General features: G+C 71.9%; 27 protein-coding genes. 16 read left to right on the forward strand and 11 right to left on the reverse strand.

The features are described 5' to 3' along the window. Positions 1-133 precede the first annotated feature (133 nt). From fabG to ABZZ20_RS00200, 5 genes are all read left to right on the forward strand, one after another. Positions 134-895, forward strand: coding sequence for a 3-oxoacyl-ACP reductase FabG (gene fabG / locus ABZZ20_RS00180; protein WP_356865067.1), 762 nt, complete (start codon positions 134-136; stop codon positions 893-895). A 21-nt stretch (positions 896-916) separates the two neighbouring features. Then, positions 917-1,687 (forward strand): SDR family oxidoreductase, encoded by a 771-nt coding sequence (locus ABZZ20_RS00185; protein ID WP_356865069.1) that lies wholly within the window; start codon positions 917-919, stop codon positions 1,685-1,687. 152 nt (positions 1,688-1,839) lie between these two features. Then, positions 1,840-3,423 carry an ABC transporter substrate-binding protein gene (locus ABZZ20_RS00190; protein ID WP_356865071.1) on the forward strand — a complete coding sequence of 528 codons (1,584 nt, stop codon included), beginning with the start codon at positions 1,840-1,842 and terminating at the stop codon, positions 3,421-3,423. A gap of 125 nt (positions 3,424-3,548) precedes the next feature. After that, complete coding sequence (locus ABZZ20_RS00195; protein ID WP_356866083.1) at positions 3,549-4,217, forward strand: uracil-DNA glycosylase; 669 nt, start codon at positions 3,549-3,551, stop codon at positions 4,215-4,217. A 95-nt stretch (positions 4,218-4,312) separates the two neighbouring features. Continuing rightward, entirely contained in the window at positions 4,313-4,837 is a 525-nt protein-coding gene (locus tag ABZZ20_RS00200; RefSeq protein ID WP_356866085.1) for a hypothetical protein, read from the forward strand. A gap of 40 nt (positions 4,838-4,877) precedes the next feature. Here ABZZ20_RS00200 and ABZZ20_RS00205 read toward each other — a convergent pair whose 3' ends face one another. Further along, a complete protein-coding gene (locus tag ABZZ20_RS00205; protein WP_356865072.1) occupies positions 4,878-5,438 on the reverse strand; it encodes a hypothetical protein in 561 nt (186 codons plus the stop codon). A gap of 126 nt (positions 5,439-5,564) precedes the next feature. Next, on the reverse strand, positions 5,565-6,089 hold the full coding sequence (locus tag ABZZ20_RS00210; RefSeq protein WP_356865074.1) for a DinB family protein: 525 nt from the start codon (positions 6,087-6,089) through the stop codon (positions 5,565-5,567). Positions 6,090-6,172: 83 nt separating this feature from the next. Here ABZZ20_RS00210 and ABZZ20_RS00215 point away from each other — a divergent pair, with 83 nt between their 5' ends. Beyond that, positions 6,173-7,078 carry a Gfo/Idh/MocA family oxidoreductase gene (locus ABZZ20_RS00215; RefSeq protein ID WP_356865076.1) on the forward strand — a complete coding sequence of 302 codons (906 nt, stop codon included), beginning with the start codon at positions 6,173-6,175 and terminating at the stop codon, positions 7,076-7,078. Here ABZZ20_RS00215 and lnt read toward each other — a convergent pair. From lnt to ABZZ20_RS00240, 5 genes are all read right to left on the reverse strand, one after another. Beyond that, positions 7,023-8,615, reverse strand: a complete 1,593-nt coding sequence (lnt, locus tag ABZZ20_RS00220) for an apolipoprotein N-acyltransferase (RefSeq protein WP_356865078.1) — start codon at positions 8,613-8,615, stop codon at positions 7,023-7,025. The two genes, ABZZ20_RS00215 and lnt, sit on opposite strands and share 56 nt — an antisense overlap. A 58-nt stretch (positions 8,616-8,673) precedes the next feature. Continuing rightward, positions 8,674-9,144, reverse strand: coding sequence for a nuclear transport factor 2 family protein (locus tag ABZZ20_RS00225; RefSeq protein ID WP_356865080.1), 471 nt, complete (start codon positions 9,142-9,144; stop codon positions 8,674-8,676). 69 nt (positions 9,145-9,213) lie between these two features. Beyond that, positions 9,214-9,390 carry a hypothetical protein gene (locus tag ABZZ20_RS00230; RefSeq protein WP_099893904.1) on the reverse strand — a complete coding sequence of 59 codons (177 nt, stop codon included), beginning with the start codon at positions 9,388-9,390 and terminating at the stop codon, positions 9,214-9,216. 124 nt (positions 9,391-9,514) lie between these two features. Then, on the reverse strand, positions 9,515-10,393 hold the full coding sequence (locus tag ABZZ20_RS00235; RefSeq protein ID WP_356865082.1) for an undecaprenyl-diphosphate phosphatase: 879 nt from the start codon (positions 10,391-10,393) through the stop codon (positions 9,515-9,517). Between the two features lie 48 nt (positions 10,394-10,441). Continuing rightward, positions 10,442-11,167, reverse strand: coding sequence for a TVP38/TMEM64 family protein (locus ABZZ20_RS00240; protein WP_356865084.1), 726 nt, complete (start codon positions 11,165-11,167; stop codon positions 10,442-10,444). A 49-nt stretch (positions 11,168-11,216) separates the two neighbouring features. Between ABZZ20_RS00240 and ABZZ20_RS00245 the strand changes: the two genes are divergently transcribed. The 5 genes from ABZZ20_RS00245 to ABZZ20_RS00265 all read left to right on the forward strand — a co-directional run bounded on the left by ABZZ20_RS00245 (position 11,217) and on the right by ABZZ20_RS00265 (position 15,289). Continuing rightward, entirely contained in the window at positions 11,217-11,936 is a 720-nt protein-coding gene (locus ABZZ20_RS00245; protein WP_356865086.1) for a DNA alkylation repair protein, read from the forward strand. Positions 11,937-11,988: 52 nt separating this feature from the next. After that, entirely contained in the window at positions 11,989-12,159 is a 171-nt protein-coding gene (locus ABZZ20_RS00250) for a hypothetical protein (protein ID WP_356865088.1), read from the forward strand. 101 nt (positions 12,160-12,260) lie between these two features. After that, on the forward strand, positions 12,261-13,442 hold the full coding sequence (gene tuf / locus ABZZ20_RS00255) for an elongation factor Tu (RefSeq protein ID WP_356865090.1): 1,182 nt from the start codon (positions 12,261-12,263) through the stop codon (positions 13,440-13,442). A gap of 119 nt (positions 13,443-13,561) precedes the next feature. Continuing rightward, on the forward strand, positions 13,562-14,407 hold the full coding sequence (locus tag ABZZ20_RS00260; protein ID WP_356865092.1) for a patatin-like phospholipase family protein: 846 nt from the start codon (positions 13,562-13,564) through the stop codon (positions 14,405-14,407). A 90-nt stretch (positions 14,408-14,497) separates the two neighbouring features. Beyond that, the gene (locus ABZZ20_RS00265; protein WP_356866087.1) at positions 14,498-15,289 is read left to right on the forward strand and encodes a fused MFS/spermidine synthase; all 792 of its coding nucleotides are present in this window, start codon (positions 14,498-14,500) and stop codon (positions 15,287-15,289) included. A gap of 27 nt (positions 15,290-15,316) precedes the next feature. Here the strand turns inward: ABZZ20_RS00265 and ABZZ20_RS00270 are convergent, their stop codons facing one another. Together ABZZ20_RS00270 and ABZZ20_RS00275 are read right to left on the reverse strand one after the other, a co-directional pair. After that, positions 15,317-16,651 (reverse strand): MFS transporter, encoded by a 1,335-nt coding sequence (locus ABZZ20_RS00270; protein WP_356865094.1) that lies wholly within the window; start codon positions 16,649-16,651, stop codon positions 15,317-15,319. Between the two features lie 94 nt (positions 16,652-16,745). After that, positions 16,746-17,762: a hypothetical protein gene (locus ABZZ20_RS00275; protein WP_356865096.1), complete on the reverse strand. Its 1,017-nt coding sequence runs from the start codon at positions 17,760-17,762 to the stop codon at positions 16,746-16,748. A gap of 96 nt (positions 17,763-17,858) precedes the next feature. Between ABZZ20_RS00275 and ABZZ20_RS00280 the strand changes: the two genes are divergently transcribed. From ABZZ20_RS00280 to ABZZ20_RS00295, 4 genes are all read left to right on the forward strand, one after another. Continuing rightward, positions 17,859-18,311 (forward strand): DUF4442 domain-containing protein, encoded by a 453-nt coding sequence (locus ABZZ20_RS00280; protein ID WP_356865098.1) that lies wholly within the window; start codon positions 17,859-17,861, stop codon positions 18,309-18,311. 251 nt (positions 18,312-18,562) lie between these two features. After that, on the forward strand, positions 18,563-18,697 hold the full coding sequence (locus ABZZ20_RS00285; RefSeq protein ID WP_356865100.1) for a twin-arginine translocation signal domain-containing protein: 135 nt from the start codon (positions 18,563-18,565) through the stop codon (positions 18,695-18,697). A gap of 549 nt (positions 18,698-19,246) precedes the next feature. After that, complete coding sequence (locus ABZZ20_RS00290) at positions 19,247-19,420, forward strand: fibronectin type III-like domain-contianing protein (RefSeq protein ID WP_356866089.1); 174 nt, start codon at positions 19,247-19,249, stop codon at positions 19,418-19,420. A 57-nt stretch (positions 19,421-19,477) separates the two neighbouring features. Further along, positions 19,478-20,143 (forward strand): DedA family protein, encoded by a 666-nt coding sequence (locus ABZZ20_RS00295; protein WP_356865102.1) that lies wholly within the window; start codon positions 19,478-19,480, stop codon positions 20,141-20,143. Positions 20,144-20,283: 140 nt separating this feature from the next. Here ABZZ20_RS00295 and ABZZ20_RS00300 read toward each other — a convergent pair whose 3' ends face one another. Beyond that, complete coding sequence (locus ABZZ20_RS00300) at positions 20,284-20,835, reverse strand: gamma carbonic anhydrase family protein (RefSeq protein ID WP_356865104.1); 552 nt, start codon at positions 20,833-20,835, stop codon at positions 20,284-20,286. A gap of 137 nt (positions 20,836-20,972) precedes the next feature. Here ABZZ20_RS00300 and ABZZ20_RS00305 point away from each other — a divergent pair, with 137 nt between their 5' ends. Next, positions 20,973-21,758 carry an acyltransferase gene (locus ABZZ20_RS00305; protein WP_356865106.1) on the forward strand — a complete coding sequence of 262 codons (786 nt, stop codon included), beginning with the start codon at positions 20,973-20,975 and terminating at the stop codon, positions 21,756-21,758. A 42-nt stretch (positions 21,759-21,800) separates the two neighbouring features. Here ABZZ20_RS00305 and ABZZ20_RS00310 read toward each other — a convergent pair whose 3' ends face one another. Beyond that, on the reverse strand, positions 21,801-22,667 hold the full coding sequence (locus ABZZ20_RS00310; protein ID WP_356865108.1) for a DMT family transporter: 867 nt from the start codon (positions 22,665-22,667) through the stop codon (positions 21,801-21,803). Between the last annotated feature and the right edge of the window lie 113 nt (positions 22,668-22,780).

Below are 22,780 nucleotides of genomic sequence, written 5' to 3' on the forward strand. Positions count from 1 at the left end.
CCTGGGTGCCCTGGGGCCCGGTGCCGTTGACACCGAGTGCCAGGGCTCCTAGCGTCTCCTCACTGAAGCTACTAAGCGGTTGCTCACCTCCGGGGAGCCGCTGATGAGGATTCCGAGGGCGAGGAGATCCACCATGTCCACCACCGAGCAGCGCGTCGCGATCGTGACCGGGGCGGCCCGGGGCATCGGCGCGGCAACCGCCGTGCGCCTGGCCGCCGAGGGCCGGGCGGTCGCCGTACTCGATCTCGACGAGACGGCCTGCAAGGACACCGTCGAGACGATCACGGCTGCGGGCGGGAAGGCCCTGGCAGTCGGCTGCGACGTCTCCGACGCGGCACAGGTGGAGGCGGCCGTCGAGCGGGTCGCGAGCGTCCTGGGTGCCCCGACCATCCTGGTCAACAACGCCGGTGTGCTGCGCGACAACCTGCTCTTCAAGATGAGCGAGAGCGACTGGGACACCGTCATGAACGTGCACCTGCGCGGTGCGTTCCTGATGTCGAAAGCCTGTCAGAAGTACATGGTGGAGGCCAAGTTCGGCCGCATCGTGAACCTTTCCAGCAGTTCGGCGCTCGGTAACCGCGGGCAGGTCAACTACTCCGCGGCCAAGGCCGGCCTCCAGGGCTTCACCAAGACGCTGGCCATCGAGCTCGGCAAGTTCGGCGTCACCGCCAATGCGGTCGCCCCCGGTTTCATCGTCACGGAGATGACCGCCCAGACGGCCGCTCGCGTGGGCATGGGATTCGAGGACTTCCAGGCCGCCGCGGCCACCCAGATCCCCGTCCAGCGCGTCGGTCGCCCGGACGACATCGCCAACGCGATCGCCTTCTTCACGGGCGAGGCCGCCGGCTTCGTCTCAGGCCAGGTCATGTACGTGGCCGGCGGCCCGCTCAACTGACGAGAGGCAGGGTGCACGGTCATGGCGGACAGCAAGAACGGCAGGACGGACAGCGGCAGGGTCGCGCTGATCACCGGGGCGAGCCGGGGCATCGGCTACGGCATCGCCGAGGCCCTGGTCGCCCGGGGCGACCGGGTGTGCATCACCGGGCGCAACGAGGACGCCCTCAAGGAGGCCGTGGAGGCGCTCGGCGCGGACCGAGTGATCGGGGTCGCGGGCAAGGCGCACGACGAGGCTCACCAGGCCTTCGCGGTCGAGCGGACGATGGAGGCCTTCGGGCGGGTCGACTTCTTGATCAACAACGCGGGTACCAACCCGGTCTTCGGTCCGATCGCGGACCTGGACCTCGGTGTCGCGCGCAAGGTCTTCGAGACCAACGTGATCTCGGCGCTCGGCTTCGCCCAGCGGACCTGGCACGCGTGGCAGAAGGAGAACGGCGGAGCGATCGTGAACATCGCCTCCATCGCCGGCGTCTCGGCATCGCCCTTCATCGGCGCGTACGGGATGAGCAAGGCCGCCATGGTCAACCTCACCCTGCAGCTCGCCCACGAGATGGCGCCCGGCGTGCGGGTCAACGCGATCGCCCCCGCGGTGGTCAAGACGAAGTTCGCGCAGGCGCTCTACGAGGGACGGGAGCAGGAGGCCGCCGCGGCCTATCCGCTCGGACGGCTCGGCCTTCCGGAGGACATCGGCGGAGCTGCGGCTTTTCTTACATCCGCACAAGCGGAATGGATCACAGGGCAAACTCTGATCGTTGACGGAGGAATGTTCCTGAATGCCGGAGTGCACTGACCGATAATCGGACGCATTTGCCTCCCGAAGGGAGGCAAATGCGTACCTAATATGTACGAAATCGGTCAAGTGCCACATGAAACCTGCCCATTGGATTTGTGAGGCACTGCGGTAGGGTCTGCCGCACCCCTGGCTGATCGAGGAGCGTGCACGTGTTCATCCGGACCAGATGCCTGCAGATCACTGCGGCCCTTGCGTCCATATCCCTGCTCGCCGGATGCGGTCTGCTTTCGGACGACAGCAGTGACGCCGCGAAGAGAATCGTCGTCGGCACGACGAGCGCCCCGAGCACCCTCGATCCCGCGGCGGCCTGGGACGGTTCCTGGGAGCTGTACCGGAACGTCTACCAGACCCTGCTGGCCTTCCCTACGGGCTCCACCAAGCCCCAGCCGGACGCCGCGCAGGCCTGCGAGTTCACCGACTCCGCGAACGAGTCGTACCGGTGCACCCTGAAGAAGGGCCTGAAGTTCTCCAACGGCGAGGCGCTCGACTCCAAGGCGGTCAAGTACTCGCTCGACCGGATTCGGACGATCAACTCCCAGACCGGTCCGCTGGGCCTCTTCGGCAGCCTGGACAAGATCGAGACCCCGGACGCGTTGACGGTCGTCTTCCACCTGAAGACCCCCGACGCCACCTTCCCCTTCGTCCTCGGCTCGCCGGCCGCCTCGCTGGTCGCGCCCAAGGAGTACCCGGCCGACAAGGTGCGGGAGGACGGCAAGGTCACCGGCTCCGGCCCGTTCGTGCTCGACTCGTACAAGGAGGGCAGCGAGGCGGTCCTCGGCAAGAACGGGACCTACAACGGCTTCGCGAACCGGCGCAACGACGGGGTGACCATCCGCTACTTCGCGGACTCCACCAAGATGATCGCCGCGCTCAAGGGCAAGGAGATCGACGCCACCTACCGCGGTCTGTCGGCCCCCGAGATCAAGGAGCTGCAGACCCCCGCCTCGCACGCGCAGGGCGTCCAGGTCGTCGAGAACGTCGGCGCCGAGATCCGCTACCTGATCTTCAACCCCAAGGACCCGCAGGTCGCCAAGCTGCCGGTGCGCCAGGCCATCGCCCAGGTCGTCGACCGCGGCGCGATCGTCTCGAAGGTGTACCAGGGCACCGCCGAACCGCTGTACTCGATGGTCCCCAAGGGTGTCGTGGGTCACAAGACGCCCTTCTACGACAAGTACGGCCAGGCGGACGTCGCCAAGGCCAAGAAGATCCTCAAGGACGCCGGGATCACCCAGCCCGTGGAGCTGACCTTCTGGTACACCACGGACCGCTACGGTGCCTCCACCGCCGACGAGTTCACCGAGCTCAAGCGCCAGCTGGACGAGAGCGGGCTCTTCAAGGTCACCCTGCGCGGCCAGCCCTGGAAGGTGTTCCAGGTCGGCTACAAGAACGGCGAGTACCCGGTCTTCGGCCGCGGCTGGTTCCCCGACTTCCCGGACCCGGACAACTTCATCGCGCCGTTCGTCGGCAAGGAGAACGCGGTCGGCACCCCGTACGAGCCCACCGAGATCATCACCGACCTGCTGCCCAAGTCCCGCCGCGAGAGCGACCGCTCGGCCGGCGTCCGCGAGTTCGAGCAGGCTCAGCAGATCTTCGCCGAGGACGTCCGGCTGCTGCCGCTGTGGCAGGGCAAGATGTACGTCGCCGCCCGCGAGGACATCGCCGGCGCCGAGCGGGCGCTCGACCCGCAGACCGTCTTCCAGATGTGGGAGCTGTACCGCAAGACCAGCTGGTAGCCCTGCCGCGGGCGCCCGTGGGCGCCCGCGGATGGAGGCGTTGTCAGTGGCCCCCGGTAAGTTCTGGAGCAGTTGCACCGAGCAGTTGCACGGAACTTGTACCGGAGGTTGTAGACGTGACGCAGATGCTGCCCGAGTCCTGGCTCCCCGTCCTCGGCGGGGAGCTGGACCAGCCCTACTTCAAGGAGCTCACCGAGTTCGTCGAGAAGGAGCGGGCGAACGGGCCGGTCTACCCGCCCCGCGAGCAGGTCTTCGCGGCCCTGGAGGCCACTCCCTTCGAGAAGGTGAAGGTCCTGGTCCTCGGCCAGGACCCCTACCACGGAGCCGGCCAGGGCCACGGCCTGTGCTTCTCCGTGCGGCCCGGGGTCAAGATCCCGCCGTCGCTGCGCAACATCTACAAGGAGATGCACGCCGAGCTGGGCACGCCCATTCCGGACAACGGGTACCTGATGCCGTGGGCCGAGCAGGGCGTCCTGCTCCTCAACGCGGTGCTCACCGTCCGCGAGGCCGAGCCCAACTCGCACAAGGGCAAGGGCTGGGAGAAGTTCACCGACGCGGTGATCCGCGCGGTGGCCGACCGCCCGGACCCCGCCGTCTTCGTGCTGTGGGGCGCGTACGCGCAGAAGAAGCTCCCGCTGATCGACGAGGAGCGGCACGTGGTCGTCAAGGGCGCCCACCCCTCGCCGCTGTCGGCCAAGAAGTTCTTCGGGTCCCGGCCCTTCACGCAGATCAACGAGGCCGTCGCCGCGCAGGGCCATGAGCCGATCGACTGGACGATCCCGGACCTGGGCTGATACCCCACCGCGCCTCGGCGCCGTTGCCAATGCCTCCGGCTAGCGTCGTGACGATCAGACCGGAGCAGGTCTGGCAGAGCAAGCCGGAGGCCGCCGTGACGGAGCAGCAGGAGGCGTCGGAGGACGCCGTCATGACCAGGATCGGTCAGGCCGTCATCCTGCTGCACGCCGGTGACCGCGAGGAGGCCCGCAACCGGCTCGGTGCGATCTGGACCGAGATCGGCGAGGAAGGGGACTCCCTCCACCGGTGCACGCTCGCGCACTACATGGCAGACGCCCAGGACGATCCCGCCGACGAACTGGCCTGGGACCTGCGGGCCCTGAACGCCGCCGAGGGGCTGGACCGGAGGCTGCGGGAAGAGCTGCCCGCGCAGCACGAGCCGCACCAGGCGGTGCGCGTGTTCTACCCGTCCCTGCACCTCAGCCTGGCCGCCGACTACGTGAAACTGCGGCGGCCCGAGGCAGCGCGGGTGCACCTGGCCCGGGCCAGAGCCGCCACCGGGGCCCTGACGGACGACGGGTACGGGAACGGCGTGCGGGCGGCCATCGCCCGGTTGGAGCGGCGACTGGCCGCGGAACCGGGCGAGGGGCCCCGGCCGTTCCCGGAGCAGAACTCCTAGTGCTGTGACCGGTGAACCCTTCCGGTCACAGCACTGCGGGTCAGCCGCCGTGGACGCCCCCACAGATCCGGGCCTCCGGGCTGTCCGGGCGCCAGTGGCCGTGCCGGCGGCCCAGCGCGCACACGTCGCCGGGCCGGACCGGAAGCTCCTTCATCAGCTCGCGCGGCACCCCCGCGTCCGGCCGCAGGGGGTCCGTACGGCCCCCCTTGCCCGCTGAGGCGCGCGCGGCGGGCAGTCGTGGCTCCGGGATGTCCGGAACCGGCGGGGCGGCCCGAGAGGGCCCCTCGGCGGCCTCGGCCGCCGTGCCCGCCGCACTGCGCGGGGCGGACTGCCGACTGGCCGCGGAGGGCGTCGGCTGCACGGACCGCCCCGGTACCGCCCCCAGGCCTTCCAAGACCTCCAGCGCCTCCAGGGCGGGTGCCTGGACCTCCACCGGGGTCGCCCCCGCTCCGACGCGGGCCTCGTGCTGCGGCGGCACCCCCGTGGTGGGGGCGGTCGCCGGCTGCATCGGCGTGGGGGTCACATTCACGCAACCGGAGACGGCCGAGACGGCACAGGCGACTCCGAGCAGCAGCTTCGTCGTGGTTCGGGTTGGATGCACTCGCGCAACTCTGCTGTGCGAAGACCCCGTTGCGATAACCCGGAGCCGATATTCACCCCGCACGGGTGACGGACATCCGCCGGACACCGGGCCCGGCCCCCCGCCCGCCGACCACCCCGACGGACCTCAGTCGCCCGTGGAACCGTCGATCTGTTCGCGCAGCAGGTCCGCGTGGCCGTTGTGGCGCGCGTACTCCTCGATCATGTGCGTGTAGACCCAACGGAGGCTGAACGTCTCGCCCCGACGATGGCTCTCGGGCTTCGACAGCATGTCCAGCGAACGGCCCGCCGCAGCCTGCCGTGCCCCTTCGACCTCGGTCTGCCAGGTCTGTTCGGCCTCGGCCCAGGTGTCGGTGTCGCCGATGTGGAAGTCCCCGTCCGGGTCCTCCTGCGTGCAGTACAGCTCGGGGAGGTCCTCGCCCAGCATGATCTCCCGGAACCAGTACCGCTCCACCTCCGCCATGTGCCGTACGAGGCCCAGCAGGCTGAGTTCGGAGGGGGCGAGCGGCCGGCGGCGCAACTCCTCGTCCTGGAGCCCCTCGCACTTCCAGACGAGGGTCGCGCGGTGGTAGTCGAGCCATCCCTCCAGCATCTCCCGCTCGTTCGCGGTGGTGGAGGGCTCGGTGCGGTGGGATCCGGAGGTGGTGGTCATGGTCGACATCCTCGGTGAACCAGTCCCCGGCCACCAGCGATTAAGCTGCCGAAGTCCCGCAAGGATCAACCTGGAGGTTTCCGGTGAAGGTCGGCGTCATCGGACTCGGCGACATCGCTCAGAAGGCGTACCTGCCCGTCCTCACCGCGCGCCCGGGCGTGGAACTGCACCTGCAGACCCGCACCCCCGCCACGCTGGAGCGGGTCGGGGAGGTCCACCACATCCCGACCGCGCGCCGGCACGTGGACCTGGACGAGCTGCTGGCCCAGGGCCTCGACGCGGCGTTCGTGCACGCCCCGACCGCCGTTCACCCCGAGATCGTGGCGCGGCTGATCGAGGCGGGGGTGCCGACGTACGTGGACAAGCCGCTCGCCTACGCGCTCGACGACTCGCGGCGGCTGGTGGAACTGGCCGAGGAGCGAGGGGTGTCGCTCGCCGTCGGCTTCAACCGCCGCTACGCGCCCGGCTACGTGCAGTGCGCCGAGCACCCGCGCGACCTGATCGTCATGCAGAAGAACCGGGTCGGTCTCCCCGAGGACCCGCGGACCTTCGTCCTCGACGACTTCATCCACGTCGTCGACACCCTGCGCTTCCTGCTGCCGGGCGAGGCCGACCACATCGACGTCCGGGCGCAGGTGCGCGACGGGCTGATGCACCAGGTCGTGCTCCAAGTGTCGGGCCCCGGGTTCACCGCGCTCGGCATCATGAACCGACTGTCCGGTTCCACCGAGGAGATCCTGGAGGTGTCCGGCCAGGACACCAAGCGGCAGGTCGTCAACCTCGCCGAGATCATCGACCACCGGGGCCAGCCGACCGTGCGCCGCCGCGGGGACTGGGTGTCGGTCGCCCGGCAGCGCGGTATCGAGCAGGCCGTGGACGCCTTCCTGGAGGCCGTCGCAGTGGGCAGGACGCTCAGCGCCCGCGACGCCCTGCTCACCCACGAGCTGTGCGAGCGGGTGGTGGCGTCCGCTCTGGAGCAGTCCTCCTGAGCCGCAGGGACCGGGTCCCCTCGACCGCGCCGTACGCCACCAGCAGCGCGAGGGCGGCCCCCACAGCCCAGTCCCCGAAGCGGACGTAGAGGGTCGTGCCGTGGGCGAGCGGGACCTCGTACACCTGCGCCGTGCTCGCGGAGATGGGCAGCGCCCGGCCGATCCGCTCGCCCGACGGACCGTGCACCTCGCTGATGCCGGTGAGGGTGGCGTGCACCACGGGGCGGCCGTCCTCCGCGGCGCGCAGGGCCGCGAGCGAGGCGTGCTGCGCCGGGGCCCAGCTGTGCTGGAACGTGGACGTGGCCGACTGGGCGATCAGCAGGTCGGACCCGTCACGGGTGAGCCGGCGGCTCATGTCGGGGAACGCCGACTCGAAGCAGACCAGCGGGCCGAGGCGGACGCCGGGCTGCCCCGGCAGGTTCATCACCACCGGGCTCTGGCCGCGCTTGCGGTCCTCCCCGGCGGCCTTGCCGACCGAGGAGGCCCAGCCGAGCAGGGACCGTGCCGGTACGTACTCGCCGAAGGGGACCAGGCGCATCTTGTCGTACCGGTCGCCGGTCGGTCCGTCGGGGCCGACGAGGACCGAGCTCTTGTAGATGCTGCCCCCGGTCGCCGCATCGGCTGCCGCGGCGGGCGGGGCGGCCGGCCCCGGCGGGCGGCGCGCATCGACGTTGACCAGGAGCGGAGCCCCGACCTCGGCGGACAGCGCGGCCAGCCGCCGCGCGAGGTCCGGGCGCGCCGCGAGGTCCGCGCCGACGCTGCTCTCGCCCCACACCACCAGGTCCACCGGCTTCCCCGCCAGCGGACGCGTCAGCCGTTCCCCGACGGCGAACCGCCGGTCCGCGCTGTCCGGGCCGTCCGCCACCTGCCCCGGCTGCACCACGGCCACGTGCAGCGTGCCCGACACCTCGGGTCGTGGTGCCCACAGCCACGCCGCCCCCGTCAGCAGCGCACACCCCGTCACCCCGGCCACCGCCGGGACCCGAGCCCCCGGCGCCGCGATCAGCAGCACCAGCGCGCAGTTCACCGACACCACCAGCAGGCTCACCAGCCACACCCCGCCCACCGAGGCGATCCGCAAGGCAGCCGGCACCTGCCACTGGCTCGCTCCCAGCAGCCCCCACGGCCCGCCCAGCCCCTGCCACGACCGGACCAGTTCCGACAGCAGCCAGCCCGCCGGTACCAGCAGCAGTGCGGCCCCGGCACGGCCCGGCGTCGGGGCCCCGCCGAGCAGCTCCCGCACCAGCAGGGCCCAGGGGATCCAGAGCAGGCCCAGCAGGGCCGCCAGCGGCAGCAGGAACACGTGGAGGCTGGGCAGCAGCCAGTGGTGGACGGCCAGGATGAACCCGGCGCCGCCGAGCCAGCCCTCCAGGGCCGCGCGCCGTCCGGTGGGGGCCGACCTCAGCAGCAGCATCCAGGGCACGAGGGCGACGTACGCGAACCACCACAGCGCGGGGGCGGGGAAGGCGAGGCACGGCAAAGCCCCGGCGGCGGCTGCGCCCGCCGCACGCCACCACCGGGTCCGTTTCGCGACCATGAGGGCCTCCGCCTCCAGTGTGGAACACGGCCGTACGACCGGCTCGCCGGGGCGGCGGCTAGGCGGACGCGTGCCGCCACTTCTCGTGCACGGTGACGCGCTGGAGCCGCCAGCCGTCGTGGGCGGTACGGGCGAGGTCGAAGGCGTAGCGGCCGGCGGCGACGAAGTTCGGCGCGGTGACCGTCCCGTCGAAGTCGGCGCCGGCCAGTCGCATGGGATTGAGGAAGTCCGCCCGCACCTCGGCAAGGTCGCTGGGCCAGCCGTCGCGGTCCTCGAACCGGATCAGCCGGTTGACGATGAGGTGCTGGCGCACCGGGAACAGCTTCATGGTCTCCGCGAGCCAGTCCGCGACCTCGGCGGCCGGGCCCTCGATCCCGCCCGCCGAGCTGTAGTCGGCCCGCCCGGCGGGCGTGAACAGCGCGCGGTACGCCGCCCAGTCGCCGTCGTCCACGGCCACCGCGTACCCCGTGACCACCTCGTCGATCGCCAGCCGGTCCATGACCGTGGCGAGGTCCACACGCTGCGTCATCGGGTCAGTGTGTGGGTGCGGGGCGGCGAGGCCAAGGGGCATGCGCGCACCGGATCTGCGCCCGCGCGATCAGTGACCGGAATGCGCCTCCCGCTGCCGGACCACGACGAGGAACGCATCGGTGGCCAGGTCCATCACCACCTCGGCCGGTACGCCCTCGCGCATCCGCTCCGCCGCATACTCCTCGGCGGGCCAACTTCCCCTCGGACTTCCGGCCGGAAACCGCTCCAGCACCACTCGACCCATGGGACACCCCCTACTGCTTGCCTTCAGGTCTCTTCAGGTCTCTCCAGGCACAACGACGCGGAGGCCACCCGGGAACGTTCCCGAGCGGCCTCCGATTCACGCGAAGCGGTGAGCGACGGCAGTGCTACCCGGCCGACTCGGCGGCGTAGGGGCTGAGCACGTCCATGCCGATCAGCACGAACAGTGCGATGCCCAGTGCGATCCGGTAGACCACGAAGGGCATGAAGCTCTTGCTGGAAATGAACTTCATGAACCACGCGATGACGGCATAGCCCACGAAGAACGCGATGACGGTCGCGAAGATCGTCGGCCCCCACGAGATGTGACCCGGGCTCTCGACCACGTCCTTGATCTCGAACGCACCCGACGCCAGCACGGCCGGGATGGCGAGGAGGAAGGAATAGCGGGCCGCCGCCTCACGGGTGAAGCCCAGCAGCAGACCGCCGGAGATCGTCGCACCGGAGCGGGAGACGCCCGGGATCAGGGCCATCGCCTGGCAGAGACCGAAGATCAGGCCGTCCTTGACGCCCAGTTCCTTGAGCGTCTTGCGCTCGCGGATGGCGCGGTGGCGCCCCCCCTCCTCGTCGCGGGCGGCCAGCCGGTCCGCGATGCCGAGGACGACGCCCATCACGATCAGCGTGGTGGCGGTCAGCCGCAGATCGCGGGCCGGGCCCGTGATCTGGTCCTTGAAGGCGATACCGAGGACACCGATCGGGATCGAGCCGACGATCACCAGCCAGCCCATCTTGGCGTCCTGCTCCGAGCGCATGGCCTTGTTGAACAGCGAGCGGAACCACGTGGAGATGATCCGCGCGATGTCCTTGCGGAAGTAGATCAGCACGGCGGCCTCGGTGCCGATCTGGGTGATCGCGGTGAAGGCCGCGCCCGGGTCCTGCCAGCCGGCGAATGCCGCGGTCAGCCGGAGGTGGGCGCTGGAGGAGATCGGGAGGAACTCCGTAAGCCCCTGGACGAGACCGAGGATTAGGGATTCGAACCAGCTCATGTCGGGGTGCGCTCGTCCTTGTGATCGTCGGGCAGTTCGGCTCCGATGCTAGGGCCCGTGGGGAGCGGCGCCGACCACAGGGGGGTGCTGCGGGACATGATCGTACGATCTGCGCCCCGCTGCGGGCCCGAGCCGGTGCCGCTTGCGCCACGCAACGACCGCCGCAGCCACCGCCGAAACGGCGATGAAGGCGAACGAGGCGAGGAAGGCGGGGGAGCCCGGGGAGGAGGCGCTGGCCCCGGCGACGACGTACGCGGCGGTGTTCGGAACGACCCCGATCGCGGTGGCGAGGAGGAAGGGCAGCCACCCACAACGGGACACCGCCGCACAGTAGTTGGCCACCGCGAACGGAAGGCCGGGGAAGATCCGCACCGCCAGCACCGAGCGGAAGCCGTGCCGCGCCAGCTGGTCGTCGGCCGCCCGGAGCCAGCGACCGCGCACGAGGGGACGCAAGGCGTCCTGGCCCATCATCCGGCCGAGGCCGAAGGAGACGCCGGCGCCGAGCACCGAGCCACCGACCGCCGCGAGCAGGCCGAACGGGGCCCCGAAGAGGGCCCCCGCGGCCAGGTTGAGGAGCGGGCGCGGCACCAGGGCCGCCGTGGCCAGTCCGTACAGCGCGGCGAACAGCAGCACCGCCGAGCCCACCGGGAGGCCAGGGGGCCAGCCCTCCGAGAGGATGCGCTGGGGCTCGTACAGCACGACGCACGCTCCGGCCGCCACGAGCAGCACGACGAGCAGCGACAGCCGGGTCCACGGCGCGAGGAGGAGGGACATCCGGGGAGAGTAGCCGACGTATGCGACGTCGCGCCGTAATCTGGGCCTCATGCGGTCGAACGACGTGCGTCCCCCGGAGATCCCGCCCAGCGCCCTCGCTGACACGCTCCTCGACCGGCTCACCTCGACGTACGGCGCCGCCGCCGACCCGCGGCAGGCGCGGCCCATGGCCGCGTACATGAAGGACGCGGCACCCTTCCTCGGCCTGCGCACCCCGCTGCGCCGCGAGCTCTCGCAAGCGGTGACGGGGCGGACCCCGAAGCCCGCGGAGGCGGACCTGACCGCCCTCGTACTGCGGTGCTGGGAGCTCCCCGAGCGCGAATACCACTACTTCGCGGTGGACTACCTGCGCCGCCACGTCACGGTGTGCTCCTCCGGCTTCCTGCCCGTCGTCCGGCACGTGATCGTCACCGTCCCGTGGTGGGACACCGTGGACCTCCTCGCGGTGCACGCCGTAGGACCGCTGGTGGCCGCCGATCCGGGGCTGACGGCCGTCATGGACGAGTGGAGCCGGGACGAGGACCTCTGGCTCGTCCGCAGCGCCCTCCTCCACCAGCTGCGCTACAAGTCCGCCACGGACTCCGAACGGCTCTTCGCCTACTGCCGCCGCCAGAGCGGCCACCCGGACTTCTTCGTCCGCAAGGCCATCGGCTGGGCGCTGCGCGAGTACGCGAAGACCGACGCGGAGGCGGTCCGCGCCTTCGTCGCCGCTCATCGGGACGCATTGTCCCCGCTGTCCGTGCGCGAGGCGCTCAAGAACGCCCGCTAGGCACAGGGAAATTCGTTCGACGGGCCGTGAGCGGTCCGGCAGGATCAGGGGCATGTCCCGGTACGCCTTCCCCGCAGCGCCGTCCGCAGTCGCGGACGCGCCGAAGGCTGCCGCGTTCCTCCCCGAGGCATTCCTCGTCGAGGCGTTCGCCTTCGAAGCGGTCGCCGTCGAAGCGCTCGCCGATGCATTCGCCGTCGGCGCGATCGACGGCGCGCGAAGCTGACCCTTCCCGGACAGTCCGGCGGACCCCACAGGGGGAGGGTCGGCTCGGTTCCAGGGGTCCCGTAGCAGCTTCAGGTCATCGAACGACACGGGAAGAACATCATGGCCAAGACGGCCTTCGTGCGCACCAAGCCGCACCTCAACATCGGCACCATGGGTCACGTCGACCACGGCAAGACCACCCTCACCGCCGCCATCACCAAGGTCCTCGCCGAGCGCGGCGGCGCCTCCTTCGTGCCCTTCGACCGCATCGACCGGGCGCCGGAGGAGGCCCGGCGCGGGATCACCATCAACCTCACCCACGTCGAGTACGAGACCGACACCCGGCACTACGCCCACGTGGACATGCCCGGACATGCCGACTACGTCAAGAACATGGTCACCGGCGCCGCGCAGCTCGACGGGGCGATCCTCGTCGTGTCCGCACTCGACGGGGTCATGCCGCAGACCGCCGAGCACGTGCTCCTGGCCCGGCAAGTGGGCGTCGACCACATCGTCGTCGCGCTCAACAAGGCCGACGCCGGGGACCCCGAGCTCACCGACCTGGTCGAGCTGGAGGTCCGCGAGTTGCTCACCGCCCACGGGTACGGCGGGGACGGCGCCCCGGTCGTACGGGTCTCCGGGCTCGGGGCGCTGGAGGGCGACCCGCACTGGACCGGGGCGATCGAGGCGCTGCTCGACGCCGTGGACACGTACGTACCGATGCCGGTGCGGTACACGGACGCTCCGTTCCTGCTGCCGGTGGAGAACGTGCTGACCATCACCGGGCGCGGGACGGTCGTGACCGGCGCCGTCGAGCGCGGGAGCGTGCGCACCGGTGACCGCGTGAGCGTGCTCGGCGGCGACGGCGAGCCCGTCGAGACGGTCGTGACCGGACTGGAGACCTTCGGCAAGCCGATGGAGTCCGCCGAGGCCGGCGACAACGTGGCGCTGCTGCTGCGCGGGGTGCCGCGTGACGGGGTGCGCCGCGGCCAGGTGGTCGCCGCGCCCGGGAGCGTGGTGCCCAGGCGACGTTTCACCGCGCAGGTGTACGTGCTCTCCGCCCGGGAGGGCGGGCGCACGACGCCGGTGGCGTCCGGGTACCGGCCGCAGTTCTACATCCGCACCGCCGATGTGGTGGGGGACGTGGACCTGGGCGTGGCCGGGACGGCCCGGCCGGGGGAGACCGTCGCGATGACCGTTGAACTCGGCCGGGACGTACCCCTGGAGGCCGGGCTCGGCTTCGCGATCCGTGAAGGCGGACGGACGGTCGGGGCGGGGACGGTGACGGCCGTGCTCGACTGAACCGCCGACCGCCCCGCCCCACTGCTCCACCGCCCCCGCCGACCGACACCCCGCCGTGGTGGCGGCAGTCCGGTTGCGTCAGACTGCCGTCACCACGGGTGTGAGGAGAGGGGGCCGGGATGGGCGGCGGTACGGCACTGGTGCTCGGCGGCGGGGGACTCACCGGCGTCGGCTGGGAGTCCGGGATGCTTTACGGGCTCGCGCGGGCGGGCGTGGACCTGGCCGCCGCCGACCTCGTCGTCGGCACCTCGGCGGGCTCTCTGGTGGGCGCCCAGCTCACCTCCGGGCTGCTCACCCCGCAAGAACTGTTCGAGCGGCAGCTTGGCGACCCCGCCGGAGAGACCGTGGCCAGGTTCGGGGCGGGACTCGTCGCCCGGTACGCCGTCGCGATGATGAGGTCGAGGGACCCGGAGGGCTACCGCAGACGGGTCGGCGCCCTCGCGCTGGCCGCCACCACCGGCGAGGAGGCGGAGCGGCGCAAGATACTGGAGGCCCGGCTCGTCTCGCACACCTGGCCCGAGCGCAGGCTCGTCGTCACCGCCGTCGACGCGCTCAGCGGTGAGCTGGCCGCCTTCGACCGGGAGAGCGGGGCCGGGCTGGTCGACGCGGTCTGCGCGAGCTGCGCGGTGCCCGGGGTGTGGCCGCCGGTCACGGTGGACGGCCGCCGGTTCATCGACGGCGGAATCAGGTCCGCGACCAACGCCGACCTCGCCTCGGGGTACGCGCGGGTGGTGATCCTCGCCCCGATGGCGCTCGGATCCGGTCTCGTCCCCGCACCGGCCGCCCAGGCGGCGCGGCTGCGGGAGGCGGGGGCCCGGGTGCTGCTGATCACCCCGTCCGCGCAGGCCCGCAAGGCCTTCGGCCGCAACGTCCTGGATCCGGGGAAGCGGGCCCCGGCGGCGCGCGCGGGGCTCGCGCAGGCCGTGGAGCACGCCGCCGAGGCGGCCGAGGTCTGGGCTGGCTGACGGCCCGATCGCCGACTGCCCGACAATGGTGCGGTGAGCGACGAACAGATCCCGGTGATCCGGGACGTGTGCCAGGGCACCGCCAAGCTGATGCCGGACGTGGACCGGGAGCGGGCGTGGCTGCTGACCGTCGACGGCGCACCCCAGTCGTACGTGGACCTCGACGACCCGGAACACCTGGAGTTCGAGTACGTCCGCCGGCTCGCACACGTCCTGGACTGCGTGGCACCGGCGGGGGTCGCGCTGGACGTCCTGCACCTCGGCGGCGGGGCCCTGACGCTGCCCCGGTACGCGGCGGCGACCCGGCCGGGCTCCCGTCAGACGGTGGTCGAGTTCGACGCCCAACTCGTGGAGCTGGTCGCGGAGCACCTGCCGCTGCCGGCCCGATCGGACGTCACCGTGCACGCTGCCGATGCACGGGCCTGGCTGGAGGGCGCCCCCGCAGACCGTGCGGACATCATGGTCGCCGACGTGTTCGGCGGCTCTCGGGTGCCGGCGCAGCTGACCTCCGTCGAGTACGTGCGTGAGGTGGCCCGGGTGCTGCGGCCGGGCGGGGTGTACGCGGCGAACCTGGCCGACGGCGCGCCGTTCGCCTTCCTGCGGGCGCAGCTGGCCAATTTCGGGGCGGTGTTCAAAGAGCTCGCGCTCGTCGCGGAGCCGGGCGTGCTGCGCGGGCGCCGCTTCGGGAACGCGGTGCTGCTCGCCTCGGACGCGGAGCTGCCCGTGGGCGCGCTGGCACGGCGGTGCGCGGCGGACGCGTTTCCCGCGCGGGTGGAGGCGGGGGCGGCCCTGGCACGGTTCACGAAGGGGGCCGTGCCGGTCGGGGACGCGGACGCCGTCGCCTCTCCGGAGCCGCCGGAGGGTGCGTTCAGCGTGGGCTGAGCCCGACGGTCGCGTCCCCGCGGGACCTCACCTGCCGGTGGGGCCGGCGGCGGTGACCGGGTCCCCGGTGGCGGGAGTGGGAACGGCTCCGTGGACGGAAGAAGCCTTCGGGGCAAGGGCCTTGCGGGTCAGCCGGCGGACGTCCGGGACGACGAGGACCGCCGCCGTGCCCAGTACGACCAGCGCGGCGCAGCCCCACAGCGCTGACGTGCGGCCGAAGGCCGACTCGACCGGGCCGGCCACGGCGGTGGCCAGCGGGAGCATCGACACCGAGCCGAACCAGTCGTAGGCGGAGACCCGGGAGAACTTCTCCTCCGGGATCTCCTGGTGCATGGTCGTCATCCAGTTCACACCGAACACCTCGATGGCCGTGCCGCTGACGAACATCACCGCGCACAGGCCCCACACCGGAAGCGGGATCGCCAGCCCCGCCGACGGCAGCGCCAGCGGGAACACGCACAGGGTGCCGACCAGCAGCAGCCGGCGCGGCTTCCACACCATCATCAGGACGGCCCCGGCGATGGTGCCGATGCCGAAGAAGGCCAGCGCCATGCCCCAGGGCGCGGGCCCGCCCAGCTGGTCGCGGGCGACGAGCGGACCGTACACGGCCTCCGCCGCGCCGACGACGGCAACGACCACGGAGAACTGGAGCACGATGCTCCACAGCCAGGGCCGGGTCCGGAACTCCACCCAGCCCTCGCGCAGATCGGCCAGCAGACCGCCGCCGGGCGCCCGGTCGGCGACGTGGCTGACGTCCAGGAAGGCACGGAGGGCTCCGGCCAGCGCGAACGCCGCCGCGTCCACGGCCAGCACCCAGCCGGGGCCGATCGCGGCGATCATGGCTCCGCCGAGGGCCGCCCCGCCGATGCCGGCGCCGTTCATGGCCATCCGGAACAGGGCGAAGGCGCGATTGGCGTGTTCGCCGGAGACGCTGGAGAGCAGCATGCCCTCGGCGGCCGGGTTGAAGAAGGCCGTACCGGTGCCGCACAAGGCGGTGAGCAGCATCATCTGCCACAGCTGTGGGTCCCCGGCGAGGACGAGTACGGCGAAGGCGGCCTGCGAGACGCAGTTGAGGGCGTTCGCCGCGACCATCACGCGGTGCCGCGGCAGCCGGTCGGCGAGCGCGCCGCCGATGAGCAGGAAGAGGACGAGCGGTAGCGTACGGGCGGCCGCCACCAGACCCACGTCGCCGCCGGACCCGCCTGCTTCCAGGACGGCGAAGGCCGAGGCGATGAGCGCTCCGTGGCTGCCGAGGTTCGTCACGACCGCTGCGCCCGTCAGCAAGGTGTAGTTGCGGCCGGCCCAGGCGGGTCGGCGGCGGCGCGCGGACGTACGGGAGGGGGCGGCGGGGGGAGGGCTCACCCCCGGACTATCCACGCCCCGGGCCGAGAATCCAAACGGATTACGGCCCGGGCGCGGGGTCTGACGGACGGGGCGAGGACGCAGGAGCAGCGGGTCAGCTATTGCTGCCGGTTCCGTTGAGGCGCACTGAGCTGAGGATCTTCTCCTGGGTCTCCTGCGTGACCTCGCCCTCGACGCCCGCGGCGGTGAACAGCACCCAGCTGGAGAAGTCGCCGTTCGCGGTCTTGAAGCTGAACGCGATGGACTTGCCGTCCGAAGAGCACTTGTTCTCCTTGGGCACGCCGATCGCGGTGGCGGTCGCCATGTGGCCCTTCAGGCCGGAGGAGGTTGTGTACTCCTTGGGCTCCGACACCTTGACGGTGCCCTTCGGCGCCTTCTGCGCGAAGGCCGCGAACGCCCAGTTGGCGGCCTCGTTCTTCACCGCCTCGGCGGTGTCCTTGGCGCCCTGGCCGCCCTTGGTGCCGGTGCCGGCGAGTTCGGTCGTCTCCTCACGGCCGTCCTTGTCGGAGTCGACCTTGCACCAGTCCTCCTTGAGGAAGGCCGGCGCGGAGAAGCTGATGATCGGCTTGCCGTCGTTCTTGACCGCGTCGGAGAAGCCGGCGATGACGCCGGAGCTCGACACGTTCCACTCCGGCGGGACGTCGAAGGCGGTGCCGTACTTCGGGTTGACGACGACCTTCCAGCCCGGGATCACCGGCTTGAGGTCGCCGCCGGCGCGCGGGTTGGCGCCGGGCGAGGCGGGCGCGGCGGAGGAGGGCGGTGCGGAGGAGGCGGCGGCGGGCTTGTTGTCCGCCTCATCGTTCTTCTTGTCGTCCCGGGTGAGGACGAACGCTCCGGTGGCGGCTGCCGCCACGACGACCGCGGCCGCCGCGACGATGGCCACGGTCTTGGTGGCGTACGGGCTCCCGCCGCCCCCCTGAGGCTGCACGGCCTGCTGGGGCTGGCCCCAGGGCTGGACCGGCGGGGGCGTCTGGTAGCCCGCTTGCGGGTAGCCGTAGCCGGGCTGCTGCTGGTACGGGTTCGGCTGTCCCGGCTGCTGCTGGTACGGGTTCTGTTGCGCGTCCTGAGGGTTCTGCTGTCCCCCGGGCGGCTGCTGCTGTCCTGGCCACATGGCCGGTAACGATAGTGGGAGGGGGTGCAGGGAGCCACGGCCGCCCCCGAGCCCGCTCTGGTCAACCACATCTACCCATGGGTAACATCGCGTGCCATGAGCGCAGAACAGATGAACGTGGGCGAACTGCTCGCTGCGACGGTGCCGATGGCCCGGACCCTGAACCTCCAGTTCCTGGAGACCACCCCCGAGCGCGCCGTCGTCCGGCTGCCGGACCAGCCCGACTACCACAACCACGTGGGCGGCCCGCACGCCGGCGCCATGTTCACCCTCGCCGAGTCCGCGAGCGGCGCGATCGTCCTGGCCGCCTTCGGCGACCAGCTCTCTCGGGCCGTGCCCCTCGCAGTCAAGGCCGAGATCGGCTACAAGAAGCTCGCCAAGGGCGTCGTGACGGCCACCGCCACCCTCGGCCGCCCGGCCGCCGAGGTCGTCGCCGAACTCGACGCCGGCGGTCGCCCCGAGTTCCCCGTCACCATCGCCATCCAGCGTGAGGACGAAGCCGTGACGGGCGAGATGACCGTGGTCTGGACGCTGCGCCCCAACGCGTAGCGGACCGGCCTGGGGGCGTGGTCACCTCGGGTGCGCGGCGCGGCGAGGCGAGGCCGAAGCGGATCGATTGGTTCCAGCGTGACCGGAGTCGCGCTCGTCCGTTCCGGCCCGATCGGGGCCGCCGCCGCAGGGCTGAACCTCGGCAGGGCGGTGGCGCGTCCGAACCGGCCCCGAGGCCCGGCGGCGCACAGTTGGCGTGGGCGCGGTCCGGCGCGGGCTGCGCCCGCCGACCCACGCCGCAGGGAGCGCCCATGAGCGAGGCCGTGTCCAGACGTTCGGCGATGCGCCTGTTCGGGGTGGTCGGCGCCGTCTTGGGGACGGGGGGCTGTGTGCCCGCCGTGCCGCCCGGCGCGGTTCCCCGTACGACCCCGCCCGCAGAGACGTGACGCCGCCCGCCGACCTGCACGACCGGGGCGTGGACGGGGGGCGGAGCTGGAGCCATGAGGGCGAGTTCACGTTTGCCGTGGACGACGAGTGGACCCTGCTCGTCCACTACTCCGGCAAGCGACCCGGCGTACGTCTCGACGGTGAGGAACTGTTCCCGGTGCGCCAGGGCGCGGCCGAGCACCTCGCCGGCGGACTGCTCGGTGCGGCGCCCGACGGGCTCACCGTCCGCCGCCGCACGCTCGCCCTCACCGCGGGCACGCACCGGCTCGCCGTTACCGCGGAGGGCGGCGACGGGGGTCAGCGGTTCCGGCTGACGCACACCACGAACGCGACCCGGGCGGCCGACCTCGCCGAGGCCGTGAAGACCGCGAAGGGGGTTCGCAGCGTGGTGCTCTTCGCCTACGAGGACGCCACCGAGGGCACCGACCGGACCTCGCTCGGGCTGCCGGGCGGGCAGGCGCGGCTGATCGCGGCGGTCACCGCCGCCATCCGAGGACCTGAAGCTCGACCAGCCGGTCCGTACGCTGGTCGGCTACCGCAGGCTCACCCTGGCGTCGGGGGAGGCGCAGCGCGTGGTCCTCGACATCGACGCCCGCGCGCTGTCCTCCTGGGACCCCGAACGGCACGCGTGGGTGCTGGGTTCAGGCCGTCGCGAGGTGTTCGCGGGCCGTTCCTCCCGCGAACTGCCACTGCGGGCAAAGGCTGTGGTCAAGAGCAGATAGGCTGCCCGTTCGGCGTGTCACAGGGGACGCGCCGGGACGAATCGGGAGGGCGTACCGGTGCACATCCAGGAATGGCTGGAGACGATTCCGGCGGTCAGCATCTATCTCCTGGTGGGTCTGGTCATCGGACTGGAGAGCCTCGGCATCCCGCTGCCCGGGGAGATCATCCTCGTCAGCTCGGCGCTGCTGGCCTCGCAGCACGGGGAGATCGACCCCGTGGTCCTGGGGGTCTGCGCGTCCACCGGGGCGATCGTGGGCGACTCGATCGGCTACGCGATCGGGCGCAGGGGCGGCAAGCCGCTGCTCGAACGGCTGGGCCGGCGCTTCCCGAAGCACTTCGGGCCGATGCACGTGGCCCAGGCGGAGCGCGCCTTCGAGAAGTGGGGCATGTGGGCCGTCTTCTTCGGGCGGTTCGTGGCGTTGCTGCGGATCTTCGCCGGTCCGCTGGCGGGCGTGCTGCGCATGCCGTACTGGCGTTTCCTGGTCGCGAACATCCTCGGCGGAATCCTCTGGGCGGGCGGTACGACGGCCGTCATCTACTCCATCGGGATCGTCGCGGAGCCGTGGTTGAAGGGGTTCTCCTGGGTCGCGCTGGTGCTGGCGCTGGTGATCGGGGTCACCGTGACGCTGGTGCTCCGCGCCCGGATGAAGAAGGCCTCCGCCGCCACCGCTGCCTCCGCCGCCACTGAGGCCGCCGCGAGCACGGCAGCGGCCGAACACTGACGCGTCCACCGGCGCAGGGCGGGCCGGCGGGGCGGTCCGCAGTGGGGCGGTCCGCCGGTGGGATGGTCCGTCGGTGGGGTGCTCCGCGGGCGGGGCGCTCGCCGTCTCCGGGAGGGCGGCGAGCCCGCGCGTACCACTGCCTACTGCGCCGGCGTCACCGCGGCGCGGTGCTGCTCGGCCAGGTCCACGTACATCAGGGCGTTGACCTTGATGCCCTCGCGCTCCTCGTCGGTCAGCTCGCGCCGCACCTTCGCCGGCACGCCCGCGACCAGCGAACCGGGCGGGACCACCATGCCCTGCGGGACCAGTGCCTGTGCCGCCACCAGCGAGCCGGCGCCGATCACCGCGCCGTTGAGGACCGTCGCACCCATGCCGATGAGACAGTCGTCCTCGACGGTGCAGCCGTGCACCACGGCGTTGTGGCCGATGGAGACGCGCTCGCCGATGGAGACCGGGAAACCGGGGTCCACGTGCACCGTGCAGTTGTCCTGCACGTTGCTGTCCGCGCCGAGTGAGATGGGGCCGCAATCGGCGCGCAGCACCGCCGAGTACCAGATGCTCGCACCCGGGGCCAAGGTGACGTCGCCGACCACGACGGAGGTGGGTGCCGTGAAGGCCGCGGGGTCGATCTGCGGGCTCTTGCCGCCCACGCCCGCTACGAGTGCCCGGCCTCGGTCCGTGTGATGCGTCATGTTCTCTTCCTCGGTTTCGTGTCTGCCGTGCCCTGCCGTGTCGCGCTATCGGCACGGTAGGGCACGGGCCCGGGCCGGCCGTCGATGGGGCGAAGATCACGGCGCGCTCCGAGCGCCCGGCGCGTTACGGTGGCCGGGTGCCGAAGAAGCAGAACACGTTCTCATCCTTGACGGCCCTGCGCCGCAGGCTCGCCAACCGCGCGGTCCACGCCGGTTGGCGCTGGATGCAACAGGCCGGTGCGGTCACCGCGCAGACCCCCGGCCGGCTGCGCTTCGGCGCGATCGGGCACGGCACCCGTCTGGCCTTCCCGCAGGGCACGGTCTTCGGCGAGCCGTGGATCCGGCTCGGTGACCACTGCATCATCGCCGAGCAGGTCACCCTGACCGCGGGCATGATGCCCGGTCTCGACCTCGGAACCGAGCCGGTGCTCGTCCTCGGCAACGGCGTGGTGCTGGGTCGGGACACCCACGTCATCGCCGACACCCGGATCACCATCGGTGACGACACCTTCTGCGGGCCCGGCGTGTACATCACCTCCACGAACCACAGCTACGACGATCCGCACCAGCCCGTCGGCAAGCAGTGGCCACGCAGCGCGCCGGTGGAGATCGGCCCGGGCTGCTGGCTCGGCACGGGCGCGGTGATCCTGCCCGGGGCGCGGCTGGGCCGCAACGTGGTGGTTGCCGCGGGGGCCGTCGTACGGGGCGAGGTGCCGGACCACGCCGTGGTGGCCGGGGCGCCGGCGCGGATCGTCCGCCGGTGGCAGCCGGAGACGGGCTGGCAGCCGCCGCTGCGGACCCCGGCGCCGGTGCCGATCCCCGAAGGCGTGACCCCGCAACAGCTGCGCGCGCTGGCGGAACTGCCGGAAGCGGCGGTGGAGGTAGCGCAGCAGCGCACGACCGAGACGGCCGAGGCGGGCTGACCGGCCGAGGCGGCCCGAGGCGGTGGAGGCGGCCGGGGCCGGTCAGCCCGCCGCGAGGAGGACCGTACCCGCGAGCGCGAGGCCGGCGCCGGCCGCCTGGACGGCCCGGAGCCGTTCCTTGAGCACCGCGAAGGCGGCGACTGCGGTGATGACCGGGTAGAGCGAGGAGAGTACGGCGGCCAGGGTCACCGGACCGTGCTGGGCGGCGATCGAGTACGTGCCGTTCGCCGCGACGTCCGCGAGGCCGACGAAGGCCAGTGCGGGCAGCAGCCCCCACAGGATCCGCGGGCTGGTGCCCGCCGGCAGGGCCGGTGTGCCGCGCCGGGTCCGGACCCACAGCGCCGCGCCGCCCGCGGCCACGTTGGTGACCCGCTGGACGAACAGGGCGAGGAAGAGTCCGGTGATGCTGTGGGAGGCGTGCGCGATCAGGGCCATGACCGCACCGAACCCGAAGGCGGCGGTCAGGGTGAGGACGACCGTCTGGCGCTGCACGGGCGCACCGCGCAGCTCCGGGCCGCCCGCCAGAACGATGCCCACGACGGCCACCGCGATGCCACCGAACTGGCCGAGCCCGGGCCGTTCGCCCAGCGCCAGCCCCGCGGCGACGGGCACGACCACACCGAGCGAGCCCAGGGGTGAGACCACGCCCATCGGGCCGAGGGCCAGTGCCTTGTAGAAGCTGAGCATGGCCACCGGCCCGACCAGGCCCGCGGCGACGGCGAACCACAGCTGCGGCCCGGCTTCCCGCCAGGCACCGGTGCCCAGGACGGCCGCCCCGAGCGCGACGACGGCGAGGACCTGCGACAGCACGACCACCGTGAGCGCCGGCAGTCTGCGCGTCAGCAGCCCGCCGCTGAAGTCGGCGAGACCCCACAGCACGGCTGTGGCCAGGGCGAAGAGGGCGGTCATGACAGGGCCTCGCAGTACAGTGCATTGAACGGTGGAGTGCAGGCGGGTGTCATGCACGATAGTTCAGCATATTGAACTACGCCAGTTAGGATAATGGACCAAAGGTCTCAGTG

It is taken from the genome of Streptomyces sp. NPDC006430, assembly GCF_040612395.1.
Classification (GTDB): Bacteria; Actinomycetota; Actinomycetes; order Streptomycetales; family Streptomycetaceae; genus Streptomyces.

What these genes read in the sequence shown, in the direction of transcription:
- tuf (WP_356865090.1), top strand. Translation starts at nt 12,261, where the DNA reads ATGGCCAAGACGGCCTTCGTGCGCACCAAGCCGCACCTCAACATCGGC.
- ABZZ20_RS00230 (WP_099893904.1), bottom strand. Translation starts at nt 9,390, where the DNA reads ATGGGTCGAGTGGTGCTGGAGCGGTTTCCGGCCGGAAGTCCGAGGGGA.
- ABZZ20_RS00185 (WP_356865069.1), top strand. Translation starts at nt 917, where the DNA reads ATGGCGGACAGCAAGAACGGCAGGACGGACAGCGGCAGGGTCGCGCTG.
- ABZZ20_RS00210 (WP_356865074.1), bottom strand. Translation starts at nt 6,089, where the DNA reads ATGACCACCACCTCCGGATCCCACCGCACCGAGCCCTCCACCACCGCG.
- ABZZ20_RS00300 (WP_356865104.1), bottom strand. Translation starts at nt 20,835, where the DNA reads ATGACGCATCACACGGACCGAGGCCGGGCACTCGTAGCGGGCGTGGGC.
- ABZZ20_RS00225 (WP_356865080.1), bottom strand. Translation starts at nt 9,144, where the DNA reads ATGACGCAGCGTGTGGACCTCGCCACGGTCATGGACCGGCTGGCGATC.
- ABZZ20_RS00245 (WP_356865086.1), top strand. Translation starts at nt 11,217, where the DNA reads ATGCGGTCGAACGACGTGCGTCCCCCGGAGATCCCGCCCAGCGCCCTC.
- ABZZ20_RS00250 (WP_356865088.1), top strand. Translation starts at nt 11,989, where the DNA reads ATGTCCCGGTACGCCTTCCCCGCAGCGCCGTCCGCAGTCGCGGACGCG.
- ABZZ20_RS00240 (WP_356865084.1), bottom strand. Translation starts at nt 11,167, where the DNA reads ATGTCCCTCCTCCTCGCGCCGTGGACCCGGCTGTCGCTGCTCGTCGTG.
- ABZZ20_RS00260 (WP_356865092.1), top strand. Translation starts at nt 13,562, where the DNA reads ATGGGCGGCGGTACGGCACTGGTGCTCGGCGGCGGGGGACTCACCGGC.
- ABZZ20_RS00310 (WP_356865108.1), bottom strand. Translation starts at nt 22,667, where the DNA reads ATGACCGCCCTCTTCGCCCTGGCCACAGCCGTGCTGTGGGGTCTCGCC.
- ABZZ20_RS00285 (WP_356865100.1), top strand. Translation starts at nt 18,563, where the DNA reads ATGAGCGAGGCCGTGTCCAGACGTTCGGCGATGCGCCTGTTCGGGGTG.
- ABZZ20_RS00280 (WP_356865098.1), top strand. Translation starts at nt 17,859, where the DNA reads ATGAGCGCAGAACAGATGAACGTGGGCGAACTGCTCGCTGCGACGGTG.
- ABZZ20_RS00235 (WP_356865082.1), bottom strand. Translation starts at nt 10,393, where the DNA reads ATGAGCTGGTTCGAATCCCTAATCCTCGGTCTCGTCCAGGGGCTTACG.
- ABZZ20_RS00275 (WP_356865096.1), bottom strand. Translation starts at nt 17,762, where the DNA reads ATGTGGCCAGGACAGCAGCAGCCGCCCGGGGGACAGCAGAACCCTCAG.
- fabG (WP_356865067.1), top strand. Translation starts at nt 134, where the DNA reads ATGTCCACCACCGAGCAGCGCGTCGCGATCGTGACCGGGGCGGCCCGG.
- ABZZ20_RS00195 (WP_356866083.1), top strand. Translation starts at nt 3,549, where the DNA reads ATGCTGCCCGAGTCCTGGCTCCCCGTCCTCGGCGGGGAGCTGGACCAG.
- lnt (WP_356865078.1), bottom strand. Translation starts at nt 8,615, where the DNA reads ATGGTCGCGAAACGGACCCGGTGGTGGCGTGCGGCGGGCGCAGCCGCC.
- ABZZ20_RS00265 (WP_356866087.1), top strand. Translation starts at nt 14,498, where the DNA reads ATGCCGGACGTGGACCGGGAGCGGGCGTGGCTGCTGACCGTCGACGGC.